14 protein-coding genes are annotated in these 15,644 nt (G+C 68.9%); 13 read left to right on the top strand and 1 reads right to left on the bottom strand.

Going from position 1 to position 15,644, the window contains the following annotated elements:
* Positions 1-95 precede the first annotated feature (95 nt).
* From SHK17_RS07680 to SHK17_RS07695, 4 genes are read left to right on the top strand one after another with little or no spacing between them, the layout of a single operon-like run.
* Positions 96-1,628: an AMP-binding protein gene (locus SHK17_RS07680; RefSeq protein WP_322921635.1), complete on the top strand. Its 1,533-nt coding sequence runs from the start codon at positions 96-98 to the stop codon at positions 1,626-1,628.
* A gap of 41 nt (positions 1,629-1,669) precedes the next feature.
* Positions 1,670-2,836: a Nif3-like dinuclear metal center hexameric protein gene (locus tag SHK17_RS07685; protein ID WP_322921636.1), complete on the top strand. Its 1,167-nt coding sequence runs from the start codon at positions 1,670-1,672 to the stop codon at positions 2,834-2,836.
* Positions 2,833-3,573 (top strand): zinc ribbon domain-containing protein, encoded by a 741-nt coding sequence (locus SHK17_RS07690; RefSeq protein WP_322921637.1) that lies wholly within the window; start codon positions 2,833-2,835, stop codon positions 3,571-3,573. Before SHK17_RS07685 ends, SHK17_RS07690 begins: the two co-directional genes overlap by 4 nt.
* Before the next feature lie 12 nt (positions 3,574-3,585).
* Positions 3,586-4,680: an FUSC family protein gene (locus SHK17_RS07695; RefSeq protein ID WP_322921638.1), complete on the top strand. Its 1,095-nt coding sequence runs from the start codon at positions 3,586-3,588 to the stop codon at positions 4,678-4,680.
* 6 nt (positions 4,681-4,686) lie between these two features.
* Here the strand turns inward: SHK17_RS07695 and yaaA are convergent, their stop codons facing one another.
* Positions 4,687-5,466 (bottom strand): peroxide stress protein YaaA, encoded by a 780-nt coding sequence (gene yaaA / locus SHK17_RS07700; protein ID WP_322921639.1) that lies wholly within the window; start codon positions 5,464-5,466, stop codon positions 4,687-4,689.
* A 51-nt stretch (positions 5,467-5,517) separates the two neighbouring features.
* Between yaaA and SHK17_RS07705 the strand changes: the two genes are divergently transcribed.
* From SHK17_RS07705 to SHK17_RS07745, 9 genes are all read left to right on the top strand, one after another.
* Complete coding sequence (locus SHK17_RS07705) at positions 5,518-6,978, top strand: RNB domain-containing ribonuclease (protein WP_322423888.1); 1,461 nt, start codon at positions 5,518-5,520, stop codon at positions 6,976-6,978.
* 167 nt (positions 6,979-7,145) lie between these two features.
* Complete coding sequence (locus tag SHK17_RS07710) at positions 7,146-7,589, top strand: type IV toxin-antitoxin system AbiEi family antitoxin domain-containing protein (RefSeq protein WP_322921640.1); 444 nt, start codon at positions 7,146-7,148, stop codon at positions 7,587-7,589.
* A gap of 33 nt (positions 7,590-7,622) precedes the next feature.
* Complete coding sequence (locus SHK17_RS07715; RefSeq protein WP_322921641.1) at positions 7,623-8,030, top strand: endonuclease domain-containing protein; 408 nt, start codon at positions 7,623-7,625, stop codon at positions 8,028-8,030.
* A 333-nt stretch (positions 8,031-8,363) separates the two neighbouring features.
* Positions 8,364-8,711, top strand: a complete 348-nt coding sequence (locus SHK17_RS07720) for a type II toxin-antitoxin system HicB family antitoxin (RefSeq protein WP_322922014.1) — start codon at positions 8,364-8,366, stop codon at positions 8,709-8,711.
* Between the two features lie 99 nt (positions 8,712-8,810).
* Positions 8,811-11,516, top strand: coding sequence for a type I restriction endonuclease subunit R (locus tag SHK17_RS07725; RefSeq protein ID WP_322921642.1), 2,706 nt, complete (start codon positions 8,811-8,813; stop codon positions 11,514-11,516).
* 386 nt (positions 11,517-11,902) lie between these two features.
* Entirely contained in the window at positions 11,903-12,760 is an 858-nt protein-coding gene (locus SHK17_RS07730) for a restriction endonuclease subunit S (protein WP_322921643.1), read from the top strand.
* Positions 12,753-13,673: a DUF5655 domain-containing protein gene (locus SHK17_RS07735; protein ID WP_322921644.1), complete on the top strand. Its 921-nt coding sequence runs from the start codon at positions 12,753-12,755 to the stop codon at positions 13,671-13,673. The genes SHK17_RS07730 and SHK17_RS07735 overlap by 8 nt, the downstream gene beginning before the upstream one ends.
* Positions 13,673-14,095 (top strand): ParB N-terminal domain-containing protein, encoded by a 423-nt coding sequence (locus SHK17_RS07740; protein ID WP_322921645.1) that lies wholly within the window; start codon positions 13,673-13,675, stop codon positions 14,093-14,095. The genes SHK17_RS07735 and SHK17_RS07740 overlap by 1 nt, the downstream gene beginning before the upstream one ends.
* On the top strand, positions 14,092-15,588 hold the full coding sequence (locus tag SHK17_RS07745; RefSeq protein ID WP_322921646.1) for a type I restriction-modification system subunit M: 1,497 nt from the start codon (positions 14,092-14,094) through the stop codon (positions 15,586-15,588). Before SHK17_RS07740 ends, SHK17_RS07745 begins: the two co-directional genes overlap by 4 nt.
* Positions 15,589-15,644 lie beyond the last annotated feature (56 nt).

Raw genomic sequence — 15,644 nt, forward strand, 5'->3', positions numbered from 1 at the left:
CTCTCATCCGGCCGCTCGTCGCGGCCGCGCGACCGTCCGCCGCAGCCGCTGTCGGTGCCCTCGTCGGGGCGGGTGACGCATGCCACAGTGGGATCATGATCGTCCCCTTCAGCGTCACCGACTTCATCGAGCGGGCCGCTGCCGTCTACGGCGAGCGTCCCGGCGTCATCGACGAGCCCGACCAGCCGGCGGACCCGCTCGGCACGCTGACCTACGCCGAGGCGTACGAGCTCTCGCGCCGCCAGTCGGCGCGGCTCGACGAGCTCGGCATCGGGGTCGGGGAGCGCGTCGCGATCGTGAGCCACAACTCGGCTCGCCTCCTCACGTCGTTCTTCGGCGTAAGCGGCTCGGGCCGGGTCCTGGTGCCGATCAACTTCAGGCTGCGCGCCGACGAGATCTCCTACATCGTGTCCCACTCGGGCGCACGGGTCCTCTACGTCGACCCGGAGCTCGTCGAGACGCTGAGGGGCATCGACGTCGAGCACACCTTCGTGCTCGGCGACGACGCGTCGATGTATGCCGCCCCCGGGACGGAGCCCAGGCACTGGGAGCCGGACGAGAACGCCACCGCGACGATCAACTACACCTCCGGCACGACGGCACGGCCCAAGGGCGTGCAGCTGACGCACCGCAACCTCTGGACCAACGCGGTGACCTTCGGCCTGCACGCCGGGGTGAGCGACCGCGACGTCTACCTCCACACCCTGCCGATGTTCCACGCCAACGGCTGGGGGATGCCCTTCGCGATGACCGGCCTCGGCGTGCCGCAGGTGGTGCTCCGCAAGGTCGACGGCGCGGAGATCCTGCGCCGGGTCGAGCAGCACGGGGTCACCGTGATGTGCGCAGCGCCGGCGGTCGCCGCCGCGGTCCTCGACGCCGCGCAGGACTGGGAGGGCGAGGTCCCGGGCCGGGACCGGGTGCGGATCATCATGGCCGGCGCCCCGCCGCCGACGAGGACCGTCGTGCGGGTCGAGGAGGAGCTCGGCTGGGAGTTCGTCCAGATCTACGGCCTGACCGAGACCTCGCCGCTGCTGACCGTCAACCGCTCACGATCCGAGTGGGACGACCTGTCCGCCGAGGACCGGGCCGCGAAGCTGGTGCGGGCCGGGGCGCCGGCCATCGGCGTACGGCTGCGCACCGACGAGCACGGCGAGGTGCTGGCGCGGTCCAACGTGATCCTCGAGGGCTACTGGGAGCGCCCGGACGAGACGTCGAAGGCGCTGGTCGACGGCTGGTTCCACACCGGCGACGGGGGAGCGATCGGCGACGACGGCTACCTCTCCATCAGCGACCGCAAGAAGGACGTGATCATCACCGGCGGGGAGAACGTCTCCTCGATCGAGGTGGAGGACGTGCTGTTCTCCCACCCGGCCGTCGCCGAGGTCGCGGTCATCGGAGTGCCGAGCGAGAAGTGGGGCGAGACCATCAAGGCGCTCGTCGTGCTGGCCGACGGAGCCACCGCGGACGAGGCCGAGCTGATCGCGTGGTGCAAGGACAGGGCCGCGGGCTACAAGGCGCCGACCTCCATCGAGGTCCGCGACGAGCTGGCCCGGACCGCGACCGGCAAGCTGCAGAAGTTCAAGCTGCGCCAGCCCTACTGGGAGGGCCACGACCGGCAGGTCAACTGAGCCCCGCCGCCCGTCCCCGGCGCATCCTCGATACTGGCGCCATGCCCACCCTCGCCGACGTCGTCGACCTCCTCCACGACTGGTACCCGCCGCGCACCGCCGACGCCTGGGACGCCGTCGGCCTGGTGGCCGGTGACCCCGCGGCCGGGGTCTCCCGCGTCGCGTTCGCGGTCGACCCCACGCTCGAGGTCGCCCGCGAGGCCGTCGCGTGGGGTGCCGACCTGCTGGTGGTGCATCATCCGCTCCTCCTCACCCCGGTCAGCTCGGTGGCGGCGACCACGCCCAAGGGCCGCACGCTGCACACGCTCACCGCGGGAGGGTGCGCGCTGCTGACGGCGCACACCAACGCCGACCAGGCGGAGTCCGGCGTCTCCGCGGCGCTGGCCTCCGCACTCGGGCTCGTCGACGCCGTCCCGATCCGGCCCGCGCCCGGCGAGCCGCTCGACAAGGTCGTCGTGTTCGCGCCCGTCGCCTCAGCGGACGCCGTGCGCGCGGCGATGACCGATGCCGGTGCGGGCCGGCTGGGCGACTACGACTCCTGCACCTGGTCGACGCCGGGCGAGGGCCGCTTCCGCCCGCTCGACGGCGCCTCGCCCGCGATCGGCCGGGTCGGCGACCTCGAGGTGGTCGAGGAGGTGCGGATCGAGGCCGTGGTGCCGCGCGGGCGTCGTACGGCGGTCGTGCGGGCGCTGCTCGCCGCGCACCCCTACGAGGAGCCGGCGTTCGACGTCCTGCCGCTGGCCGACGCCGGCCTCGCCACGACCGGGACCGGGCGGGTGGGCGCGGTGGAGGAGACGACGCTGGAGCAGTTCGCGGCGCGGGTCGCGCAGGCACTGCCCGCCACCGCCCACGGCGTACGGGTCGCCGGCGACCCGGCCCGCCGGGTGCGGCGGGTCGCGGTGTGCGGCGGCGCGGGGGACTTCCTGCTCGACGAGCTCGCCCACGGGGATGCGGACGTCTACGTGACCAGCGACCTGCGGCACCACCGCGCGGGGGAGTTCCTCGAGCACGGCGGGCCGGCGCTGGTCGACGTCGCGCACTGGGCGGCCGAGTGGACCTGGCTCCCGGTGGTGGAGGCTCGGCTGCGCCGGGCGCTGGGCGATAGGGTCGAGACCCGGGTCAGCACGCTGTGCACGGACCCGTGGACGTTCCGTCCTGGCAGCCATGAGTCGTCACCCCAGTCGTCACCGAAGCAGGAGGGCCGTTGAAGGCCGATCCCACCCACCAGATCGCGCTCCTCGACGTCGCCGAGCTCGACTCGCGCGCCGCGCAGCTGCGGCACCAGCGCACCCACCTCCCCGAGCTGGCCGAGATCGCCGCGCTCGAGGCCGAGCGCACCGCGCTCACCGACCAGGTGCGTGACGCCCGGATCGTCGTCGACGACCTCACCGTCGAGCAGGCGAAGGCCGACCGCGAGGTCGAGCAGGTCAGGACGCGCCGTGAGCGCGACCGCAACCGCATGGACACCGGGCAGATCACCAACCCCAAGGACCTCGAGCGGATGCAGCACGAGCTGGTCTCGCTCGAGCGGCGCATCAGCAGCCTCGAGGACTCCGAGCTGGAGGTGATGCAGGCCCTCGAGGAGGCCCAGCAGGTGCTCGACGGCCTCGGGATCCGCGCCGAGGACATCGACGCCCGCCTGGCCGAGCTGGTCGCGGCGCGCGACGAGCGGCGCGCCGCCATCGACGCCTCGCTGGAGGAGGTCACCGCCGCGCGGGGGCCCGCCATCGACGGCATGCCCGACGACCTGATGGCGCTCTACGAGCGGCTGCGCGAGCAGAAGGGCATCGGCGCCGCGCTGCTGCGCGCGCGTCAGTGCGGTGGCTGCAACATGACCCTCGACGCCTCCGAGCTCTCCCGCATCCGCTCCGCACCGGCCGACGAGGTCATCCGGTGCGAGGAGTGCCAGCGCATCCTGGTGCGCACCGACGAGTCGGGACTCTGAGAGCGGCGACCCGTGCGCTACCTCGACGCGGAGCTGGTCGCAGCCCGCGGTCGTACGTCGCTGCGGGCCCGCGTCGGCCGGCTGCGGGCCAAGGCGTGGGTGATCGGCCAGTGCGCGGTCGCCGCCGGAATCGCCTGGTGGCTGGCCGCCGACGTCTTCGGGCACCGGCTGCCCTTCTTCGCGCCGATCGCGGCCGTGGTGTCGCTGGGTATGTCCTACGGCCAGCGCCAGCGGCGGGTCGCCGAGGTCACCGTGGGCGTCGCCCTCGGGGTGCTGCTGGGTGATGTCGTCACCCACCTCATCGGCTCCGGAGGGCTCCAGATCGCGTTGATCGTGGCGGTCGGCATGTCGATCGCGCTGCTGCTCGACGCCGGCCAGCTGCTCCTCATCCAGGCAGCGGTGCAGGGCATCGTCGTGGCGGCGCTCGCCCCGGCGCCGGGGGATGCGTTCCTGCGGTGGACGGACGCGCTCATCGGCGGGGCCGTGGCGCTCGCCGCGGCGACCATCGTGCCCCGCGCGCCGCTGCGGCGCCCGCGCGACCAGGCGGCAGTCGTGGTCCGCAAGATCGCCGAGCTGCTCCGCTCGTCGGCGGACCGGATCGGTGACGGCGACGCGGAGGCGGCCCTCGCGGTGCTGCGTGACGCCCGCCAGACCGACTCGCTGATCGCCGAGCTGCGCGCCGCCTCGCAGGAGGGCCTGTCGGTGGTCAGCTCCTCGCCCTTCCGGCGGCACCACGGCGAGCACCAGCGCCAGCTCGCCGAGCTGGTGGAGCCGCTCGACGTCGCCCTGCGCAACACCCGGGTCGTGGTGCGTCGGGTGGCGGTGGCCGCCCACCGCCGCGAGCCGGTGCCCGCGTCCTACGCCGCGCTCATGCGCGAGCTCGCCGGCCTGGCCGACCGGGTCGCCGACGAGCTGGTCGAGGACCGCATGGCCACAGCCGTGATCGAGGACCTGGTGGCGCTCGGCCGGGCGACCGCGACGGTCGAGCGGAGCGAGGACCTGTCGGCGGAGGTGATCCTCGCCCAGGTGCGCTCGATCATCGCCGACCTGCTGGCGCTGTGCGGGATGGACCCGCTCGAGGCGACGGACGTCATCCCGCTGCGCTGAGGTCCCTCAGACGTCGGTGACGACCACGTCGAGCTGGGTCCCTCTGGCGGTCGGGTGGCCGACCTCGACGGTCCAGCCGAGCCGGGTGAGGGTCTCGGCAAGGGCCTTCGGTGTGCGCGGGTCGGCGCCGTCCTCGAGCAGCGCGCGGACGATGCGTCCCTTGGTCGCCTTGTTGAAGTGGCTCACGACGGTGCGGCGGCCGCCGGACTCGTGGAGGACGCGCACGGTCGCGACCCGGCGACCGACGTCCGCGGCGGGCCGCCAGAAGGCGGCGTACGTGCTGGAGCGCAGGTCGACGAGCAGCCCCGAGCGCATCGCGTCGGTGACGGCGTCGCCGAGGACCTCGCGCCACACGCCGGCGACCGACCCGACGCCGGGGAGGACGGCGTCGCCGGAGAGCCGGTAGGCCGGGATCCGGTCGCCCGGCCGGACGATCCCGAACAGCGAGCTGGTGACCGCCAGTCGTGACGTCGCGCGGCGGCGGGCGGCGGGGGAGAGGGTGGCCGGACCGAGGGCGTCGTAGAGGACACCGGTGTAGATCGCGTCCGCCCGCGCCGTTGGGGCGGTGGGCAGGCCGGCGTTGCGCTCGACGAGGTCGCGCTGCGCCGGACCGAGGCCCAGCACGCCCGCGGCCTTGTCGGGGTCCTCGCGGCACAGGGTCGTGAGGGCCTCGAGGAGCGTCGCGCGGGTCCCGGTCAGCGCGGGCGAGGACAGGGAGACGAGGTCGAGGGACTTGCCACGGCGCGGGGCGGTCTTGCCCTCGCTCGGCGGCAGGAGGATCAGCACGCGGGCAAGCGTAGAGAGCGCGCTGCTGTCGCGCCCGGCTAGGGTCGGGACATGCCGAGCAACCGTGTGGTGAAGGTCCGGTCGACCGGGGACAGCGTCACGGCGCAGGAGATGCGGGACGGCATCGCCGCCATCCAGCAGGAGATGAAGCTGTCCGCGGCCTTCCCCGACGCCGTCGAGGAGGCGGCCGCAGCCGCTGCGGCCGCGCCGCGGCTGCCCGAGCTGGACCGCACGGACATCGAGCTGGTCACCATCGACCCCGAGGGCGCGCGCGACCTCGACCAGGCGATGCACATCGCACGCGACGCCGACCACCCCGGCGGCTACGTCGTCCACTACGCCATCGCCGACGTCGCCGCATTCGTCACGGCCGGTGACCCGGTCGACGTCGAGGCCAACCGCCGCGGCGAGACGCTCTACGGCGCCGACTCGAAGATCCCGCTGCACCCGAAGGTGCTGTCCGAGGGAGCGGCCTCGCTTCTTCCCGACCAGGTGCGTCCGGCCCTGCTCTGGACGATCCGCGTCGACGACGTCGGTGAGGGCGTCGACGTACAGGTCGAGCGGGCGCTGGTGAGGTCCCGGGCCCAGCTGTCCTACCTCGAGGTGCAGGCCGACCTCGACGCCGGGCGCGCGCCCGAGCTGATCGGCCTGCTGAAGGAGGTCGGCGAGCTGCGGCTGGCCCGCGAGGCCGCCCGGGGCGGCGTGTCGTTGCCGCTGCCCGAGCAGGAGCTCGTCGAGACCGGTGACGGCCACTGGGAGCTCGAGTTCCGCCGCCTCACGCCCGTCGAGAACTGGAACGCGCAGATCTCCCTGCTCACCGGCATGGCCGCGGCGTCGCTGATGGTCTATGCCCGCGTCGGCATCCTGCGCACGCTTCCGCCCGCCGACCCCCGCGACGTGCAGCGGCTGCACCGCACCGCGCGGGCGCTGGGCATCGAGTGGCCGGCCGAGCAGCTCTACCCCGACTTCATCCGCACCCTCGACCCGTCGCGGCCCACCCACGCGGCGATGATCGTGGCCTGCACCCGGCTGCTGCGCGGCGCGGGCTACGTCACGTTCAACGGCGAGCTCCCCGAACAGGCGCAGCACTCGGCGCTCGCCTCGGAGTACGCCCACGTCACCGCGCCGCTGCGCCGCCTCGCCGACCGCTACGCCGGTGAGATCTGCGTGGCGCTGTGCGCCGGCACCGAGGTCCCCGACTGGGTGATCAGCGCGATGGCCGAGCTGCCCGACACGATGACCAGCTCCGGCCGGCGCGCCAACCAGTACGAGAACGCCGTGGTCAACCTCTGCGAGGCCGAGCTGCTCAGCGACCGGGTCGGCGAGACCTTCACCGCCGTCGTCGTCGACCTCGACGAGAAGGACAAGAAGAAGGGCGACATCACCATCCAGGACCCCGCCATCGAGGCGAGCGTCGTGGGCTCCGCCGACCTCCCACTGGGGGAGGAGGTCACCGTCGAGCTGGTGCAGGCCGACCCCCGCACCCGGACGGTGGAGTTCCGCCTGGTGTGAGGCGTACGGCGGCCCGCGCGGCGTACGGCCTGTCGGACAGGACGAAGTCCGCGCGAGCCGCGGGTCGTACGCTCGCCTGCCCCCCGGTCCCGGGGGTTCGTCCTGTCTGACGGGCCGCCTGTGGAGAGCGGCGGCGCGAGATGCGCCGGACTTGGCAGGCTGGCGCGATGGACCCGGTCGAGGCGCTGCAGCGACACGGCGGCGTGGCCAGCCACGCGCAGCTGCTGCGGCTGACGACGCGTCGGGCGCTGAGAGGCGCGGTGCGCCGGGGGACCGTCATTAGGGCGTCGCAGCACCGCTACGTGGTGCCCACCGCCGAGGACGCCCGTGGTGCGGCGTCTGCGCTCTCGGGCGTGGTGTGCCTGCGGAGTGCGGCGGCCCACCACGGCTGGGCGATGAAGGAGCAGCCGCCGGAGCCGGAGGTCGCGGTCAACCCACGGCGCCACCTGGCCGCGAGCCGGCGGGAGGGCGTACGCGTGGTGTGGATGCCGGTCGCGGGGGACGACCTGGTCACCGGCGTGACCGGCCCGCTCAGGACCGTCATCGACTGTGCCCGTCACCTTCCCTTCGACGAGGCGCTCGCGATCGCAGACTCCGCGCTGCGGACCTGATCGGTCAGGCGCGCCGAGCTCGACGGCCTACGTGTGCGCGGGGCCGGTGCGGCGGCCGTACGTCGGGTGCTGGTGTACGCCGACGGGCGGGCCGCGAACCCGTTCGAGTCCGTGCTGCGGGCGCTGTGCATCCTGGCGGGGCTTGAGGTGGAGCCCCAGCAGGCGGTCGACCTCGGGTCGGGCACCGTCCACCCGGACCTGGTCTCACGGGCGCTGAGGGTCGTGCTGGAGGCGGACTCCTGGACGTTCCACGCGACCCGCGCCGCGCACGCCCGCGACTGTGCGCGCTACAACCTGCTGGTGATCCACGGCTGGCGCGTCTTCCGCTTCACGTGGGAGCAGGTGATGCTCGACCAGGCCTACGTCCGGTGGGTCCTCGCGCAGGTCGCACGGCCTGTCGAGCAGGAGGAAGCCGGCGGCGGGTGGGCGGTCCCCGCGTGACGGGGGAGGCGTCTGAGGGTTTGTCCTGTCAGACAGGCCGGGAGTGGGTCGGCCTGTAGGCCGGGGACCGTTCTCGCGTAAGTTGATGCAGTTGGAAATCAGCGGAAATGCCGTCTGACCTGCGGGAACGTGATTTGAGGTGACTGTCCGAGACGGTCGTTCCTGAAATTCTTGCGGACTCTGTGCGGACTGGATCGGCTCCGGAAAGGCCCTCGCTGGGGCCCACCAACTACCGAACGACAACGGTTCGTCTCCCTCCGCTTATGGTACCGCCAGCGGTACCATCGACTAACGTCGGCATTGACCGCCAGTCGACAAGAAGGAGGCCATGTGATGCAGACCGATACTCGCCCCAACGTCTCGCACTACACCTACCGGCTCTCGTGGTCCGCTGACGACGCGGAGTACGTCGCGACCTGCGCCGAGTTCCGCTCGCTGTCCTGGGTGGCAGGTTCTCAGGTCGAGGCATTGCAAGGGCTCGAGCAGTTGCTCGTGGACGTCGTGGCGGACATGGCCGCCGCAGGGGAGCATGTGCCCCAACCCTTCGCAGAGCGCGCCTACTCCGGCAAGTTCAACCTTCGTGTCGGAGAGCTTCTGCACCGCGAGCTGGCGATGCACGCCGCAGAAGACGGCCTGAGCCTGAACCAGTACGTCGTCCGAAAGTTGACCGCTGCCGGCTGAGTGCGCCGACTGCGCGACATAACAGGACGCCACGGATAGCCTGCGCGTGTCATGACAAACGGGGACCACGTACGCCTGCCAGCGGAGCAGCGTGCGCGCGTGCTGATTGATCGACAGCTGACAGCGGCTGGCTGGGTCATCCAAGACCGTAAGAACCTCAACCTCTTCGCAGGCACAGGAATTGCTGTTCGCGAGGTTGTCATGAAGCACGGACACGGGCGCGCCGACTACCTCCTCTATGTCGACCAACGGGTCGTCGGGGTGATCGAGGCCAAACCCGAAGGCACGCCCCTCTCGGGTGTCGAGTGGCAGTCAGCGATGTACGCCGAAGGGCTCCCGGCGGATGTCAGGTTGGCCGCGCTGACCAAGGATGGCCGGCTTCCCTTCGTGTTCGAGGCCAGTGGCACCGAGACCCACTTCACCAACGGTTTCGACCCCGAGCCCCGGGTTCGTCGGATCTTCAACTTTCCGAAGGCGGCCACCCTCGCCAAGACGCTCCGAGGGAAGGACCTGGAACACCCCACGTGGCGAGGCAAGGTCACTGCGATGCCACCGCTGGACATCACGCCGCTGCGGCCGGCGCAGATTGAGGCGATCAACGGCGTCGAGCAGAGCCTGCGCGAGCAGCGCTACGACCGAAGTCTCGTGCAGATGGCAACAGGCGCGGGCAAGACCTACGCGGCGGTGACGCTGTCCTACCGGCTGCTCAAGTTCGGCGGCTTCGACCGCATCCTCTTCCTCGTCGACCGCAACAACCTGGCCAAGCAGACGATGGCCGAGTTCGAGAACTACCGCACCCCCGACGACGGCCGCCGCTTCACCGAGCTCTACAACGTCAACCGGCTCAACCGAGGTCCGATGCCGGAGTCGACGGCCCTGGCGATCTCCACCATCCAGCGCGTCTTCATGGCGCTGCGCAACGAGGAGGTCGGCGAGAGCGACGACCCCGAGCTCGACGGCTGGGTACCCGACGCCCCGGTTAGTGTCGGCTATAACGCGGACATCCCACCGGAGACGTTCGACCTGATCGTGGTCGACGAGGCTCATCGTTCGATCTACGGACAGTGGCGCGGCGTCCTGGAGTACTTCGACGCCCATGTCGTCGGCCTTACCGCGACCCCCGGCAAGCAGACCTTTGGGTTCTTCAAGCAGAACCTCGTCTCGGAGTACACCTACCCGCAGTCTGTGGCCGACAACGTCAACGTCGACTTCGACATCTACCGGATCAAGACCCAGATCAGCGACCGGGGCTCGACGATCGAGGCCGGCACCGTCGTCCCCAAGGTCGACCGGCGCACCCGCGCCCAGCGATACGAGGCGCTGGACGAGGATCTCGAGTACACCAGCCGCCAGCTCGACCGCGCGGTGACCGCGACCGACCAGATCCGCACCGTGCTGGAGACATTCCGGGACAAGCTCTTCACCGAAATCTTCCCGGGACGGTCGACCGTGCCGAAGACCCTCATTTTCGCCAAGGACGACGCCCACGCCGAGGAGATCGTCACCCAGGTACGCGAAGTGTTCGGCAAGGGCAACGACTTTGCCGCCAAGATCACCTACACCGCCCGCAACGCAGACCAGCAGCTCGCCGCCTTCCGCACCAGCCCGGCTCTCCGGATCGCGGTCACCGTCGACATGATCGCCACAGGAACCGACGTGAAGCCGCTGGAGTGCGTGTTCTTCATGCGTGATGTGCGCTCGCCGCAGTATTTCGAGCAGATGAAGGGTCGCGGCGCCCGCACCATCCCGTCAGCCGACTTCCAGGCAGTCACTCCCGATGCCAAGCAGAAGACGCGCTTCGTGCTCATCGACGCCATCGGGGTCACCGAGCACGACTTCGTCGAGCCGCCGCTCAACCGCGAGAGGTCGGCCAGCCTCCAGAAGCTGTTGGAGAAGGCCGCCAACCTGACCATCACCGAGGACGAGACGGCCACTCTCGCGTCACGCCTCGCAGCGCTCGAACACCAGCTCACTCCCGAGGAGCGCGCCGAACTCGACTCCGTTGCCGGCGGGTCCGTGCGGAAGGTCGTCCGCCACCTCGTCGACGCTGTCGACCCTGACCGTCAAGCCGAAGTCATCGAGGGTGCCGAGGACCCGGAGGCGGTCCGTCAGCAGCTGATCATCGACGCCGTGAAGCCACTCGCATCGAACCCTGACCTGCGCGCTCGCATCCTCGAGCTTCGCCGCACCCACGACCGGGTGGTCGACGAGGTCTCCGCTGACGTCCTGCTCGATGCGTACGGCGTGGTCGACACCGGCAAGGCAGCCTCTGTCGTCGAGTCGTGGCGCGACTACCTCGACGAGCACCGCGCCGAGATCACCGCCATCCAGCTCCTCACCGAAGCGAAGGAACGGCGAATCTCCTTCAGCGACATCAAGGAGCTTGCAGACCGCATCGCCCGACCGCCCTACAACTGGACGCCCGACATCATTTGGAACGCGTACGTCGCCTTGGACCCGCAGTTCGCCGCCAAGTCCGACCACCGCACGCTGACCGACCTCGTCTCGCTGGTCCGCTTCACAGTCGGGGTCGACGACAAACTGGTTCCCTACGTCGAGCGAGTAAAGGAGAGATACGTCGCCTGGCTGGCCCAGCAGGAGCAGGCAGGCGTGACGTTCACGGGCGCAGAGCGCTGGTGGCTCGACAACATGGTTCAGGTGATCGCCAACTCTGCCGGCATCCGCACTCAGGACCTCGATGACGCCCCCTTCCTCGAGCGCGGTGGCACCGACGGCGCCCTCCGCGACCTTGGCGACCGCGCTGCCGATCTCATCGACGAACTGAATGCGGAGCTCACCGCGTGAGTCAGCCAGACCTTGTCCCGCTATGCAATGTCGCTGACGTCGACTCCGGGCCAGCCTTCAAGAGTTCGAAGTTCGGAGGGCCCGGCGACGGGATCAGACTCGTTCGTGGCGACAACATTGAGCCGGGTTTTCTCCGTTGGACGCGGACAAGAACTTGGCCTACGGCAGAACTCGCTGGCCACGAGCACCTGTTTATTGAGGCCGACGATCTGATCCTGGGCATGGACCGACCGGTCATTAGCGCTGGCTTGAAGTTGGCTCGCGTCCGGCCCGCCGACCTACCGGCCCTCCTCGTCCAGCGCGTTGCTCGGATCCGGCCGCACCAAGTTGCGAGCGACTACCTTTACCACTGGTTGTCGTCGCCTCAGTTCGCTCGGCACCTTCAGATGACCTCGACCGGGACGCAGTTGCCGCATGTCACGTTGAAAAGCATCCGTGAGTATCCGGTACCGCGCTTCGACGCGGTTGAGGAACGTCGCATCGTCGACCTCCTCGAGGACCACCTCTCCCGCCTCGATGCTGCGGAGTCTCTTGTTGCAACGTCTTTGCGCCGGCTGACGTCACTCCGTCGCAGCGTGCTGGCCGGCCTCCATGACGGTGCCCCCACTACGCTCGGCGAACTCGCCATCGACAGCGGATACGGGACCTCGGAGAAGTGCGTTCCAGCAGGTCCGGGGCCAGCCGTCGTTCGCATACCCAATCTCGTTGATGGCCGAATCGACCTCTCCGACGAGAAGCGGATCGCGTCTGCCAGTGTTGACGTTGAGCGCTACTTGCTCGCCCCGGATGATCTGCTTATCGTGCGCACCAACGGGTCTGTCGACCTGATCGGCCGGTCCGCCGTCGTTCAGTACGGCGTGGACGCGGCGTTCGCCTCCTACCTCATTCGGTACCAGTTGCGGCCCGATCGCGTGATGCCCGAATGGGTGCAGGCCATGCTGAGTACTCCACAGGTCCGCGCCAAGATCGAGAAACTCGCCGCATCCAGTGCCGGTCAACACAATCTGAGCCTTAGCAAGCTCAACCCTCTCGAGCTTCCCGTGCCGACCGTGGACGTGCAGGCTGCGCGCCTCAGCCGCCTGGCAGTCATAGAGGATCAGGTCAGCAGGCTTCGGGTTGAGCTGTCCACGACCCAGTCGCGAGGCGTCAATCTGCGACGCTCTTTGCTGGCTGCCGCATTCTCTGGCCGGCTGACAAATTCAAAGCCCCAAGAAGAACGATGGGAGTCGGTGCGCGGTGTCTGACCTCAAGCTGTTCCGTCTGGTCGACGGTGCGGCGACGGAGCTGATGAGCTCGTCGGTTGCTCTCGAGAAGTCGCTGCAGACGGTCGTCGAACACAACATGGAGCCACTCTTCGGCGTGCGGTTCCTAGCCTCCGAGTACTCCACTGGCGTCAGACATGGCGGCCGGATTGACTCGCTCGGACTGGACGAGAACTCCTCCCCCGTGATCTTCGAGTACAAGCGTTCGGTGAATGAGAACGTCATCAACCAAGGGCTCTTCTATCTCGATTGGCTACTCGACCACCGCGCCGAGTTCAAGTTGCTCGTCATGGAGCGTCTGGGGGCGGAGGAGGCCAACGCCATCGACTGGCGCAACCCACGACTGATCTGTGTCGCAAGTGGCTTCACGAGGTATGACGAACACGCCGTTCAGCAGATCAACCGCAGCATCGAGCTCGTCCGATACCGCGACTTCAGCGGAGAGCTGCTGGCCCTGGAGCTGGTTACTACCACGAAGGTGGATTCAAGCGATGCCAGCGCTGCGCCAGCGCCAAAGGGAAGCACGCCCTCTGCCTCGTCGAAGACCGTGACGGAGTACTTGGAGCAGGCTCCGGTAGCGCTCAAGGATCTTTATGCTGAGCTTGAGTCGTACTGCGAGGGCCTGGGTGACGACGTGAGCAAGAAGGCGCTGAAGTTCTACTTCGCGTTCCGCAGGCTCAAGAATTTCGCCTGTATCGAAGTCCATCCGCAGACGAAGACACTCCTCGTCTACCTCAAGGTGGACCCGGACTCAGTCGAGCTCGAATCGGGATTCAGTCGGGATGTGCGGAGTATCGGCCACTTCGGGACCGGAGACCTCGAGTTGCGGGTCGGAAGTGCGAAGGACCTTCAGAAGGCATTGCCACTGATCCAAAGGAGCTACGAGGCGAGTTGATGGATGCTGAAACCGAACACAGCGCGTCGTCACTGTTGTCACTGAACATGACCGATCACCTGTACCCCGACCATGACTTTTCCAGTACGGCAGACAACTTGTGGCACTACGGGATCGATCAGGACGTCCCGTGCTTCTCGCTATGCACGGTGAGCTCCGCCCGAGTGGATCCTGGGCAACTTCTGGACGACCCCGATGCCTTCGAGAGCCAGGAGAAGGTTTCCTCCCTGCAGGAGGCCATCCGCAGCGGCGAACCTCTCCCGCCGGTCTACCTTCTGCACACGGTGTCGAGCAGCCATGAGTACTACCTGTTCGAAGGGATGCATCGGTTCACAGCCAGCCACCGCGAGCAGGCTGAAATGCTGGCCTGGCTGGCACACATCGGTTGCTGTGGTGGTCCCGCCCCGACGGAGCGCGCATGACTGACTCCCGCCGCCTCGTCGACAAGCTCTGGTCCTACTGCAACGTCCTACGTGACGACGGCGTGGGCGTCATCGAGTACACCGAGCAGCTGACGTACCTGCTGTTCCTCAAGATGGCGCACGAGCGGGCCAACCGGAGGCTGAACCCGCAGCAGGTCGTGCCGCCCGAGTACTCGTGGCAGAAGCTCCTCGATGCCGAAGGCACCGAGCTGGAGGTCACCTACACCCAGATTCTGGTTGGCCTTGCACAACAGCCGGGCACGCTCGGCACAATCTTCCGGAAGGCCCAGAACCGCATCCAGGACCCGGCCAAGCTCAAGCGACTCATCGTCGACCTCATCGACCAGGAGAACTGGTCTGCCTCCGGCACCGACCTCAAGGGCGACGCCTACGAAGAGTTGCTGTCCAAGGGCGCGTCCGACAAGGGTTCCGGCGCCGGCCAGTACTTCACCCCTCGCGAGCTCATCCAGGCGATCGTCGATGTCATCGACCCCAAGCCCACTGACACAGTGGTCGACCCTGCCTGCGGCACCGGTGGCTTCCTCCTCGTCGCCCACGAGCACGCGTCCCGCGACGCCGCAAGCCTCACCCCGACCGAGCGCGATCACCTCCGCGACGAGTTCGTCTCCGGGTACGAGCTCGTCGATGGCACGGCACGGCTGGCCGCGATGAACCTGCTGCTGCATGGCATCGGAACACCGAACGGCGACTCCCTCATCGACGTTCGCGACTCCCTCATCGCCGACCCCGGCCAGCGCTGGTCGGTGGTGCTCACGAACCCGCCCTTCGGCCGCAAGTCGTCGCTCACAATGGTCGGCGCGGACGGACGGGCCGTGCGCGAAGACCGCGACATCGAGCGACAGGACTTCGTCGTGACGACGTCCAACAAGCAGCTCAACTTCCTGCAGCACATCATGACCGTCCTGGACATCAACGGTCGCGCCGCGGTCGTCCTGCCTGACAACGTTCTGTTTGAGGGTGGTGCCGGCGAAACGCTGCGCCGCAAGCTTCTCGCGGACTTCGATCTGCACACGATGATCCGGCTCCCCACCGGCATCTGGTACGCACCCGGAGTGAAGGCAAACGTGCTCTTCTTCGACAGGAAGCCAGCGGCCGAGCAGCCTTGGACCCAGAAGCTGTGGGTCTACGACTTCCGCACCAACATGCACTTCACCCTCAAACAGAACCCGCTGCGCCGGACGGACCTCGATGACTTCGTGACGTCGTACCTGACCGGCAAGGACCGCGCGGAGCGGGTGGAGTCCGAGCGGTGGAAGTCCTTTGACTACGACGAGCTCGTCGCGCGCGACAAGGCCAACCTCGACATCACCTGGCTGCGGGACGAATCACTCGAGGACACCGACAACCTGCCGGCACCCGAGGTCATCGCCCGCGAGATCGTCGAGGACCTGACCGCTGCGCTCGTTGAGTTCGAGGCCGTCGCTGCCGCGCTTGAGGCGGGATCACCTGTCGGCAACTTCGCCGACACCTGAGCCTCTCTCGAACTGTCATCCACGGTCCGCTCGCGCGATCTCTGACGACGGACACG

The organism is Nocardioides renjunii (genome assembly GCF_034661175.1).
Taxonomy (GTDB): Bacteria; Actinomycetota; Actinomycetes; order Propionibacteriales; family Nocardioidaceae; genus Nocardioides; species Nocardioides renjunii.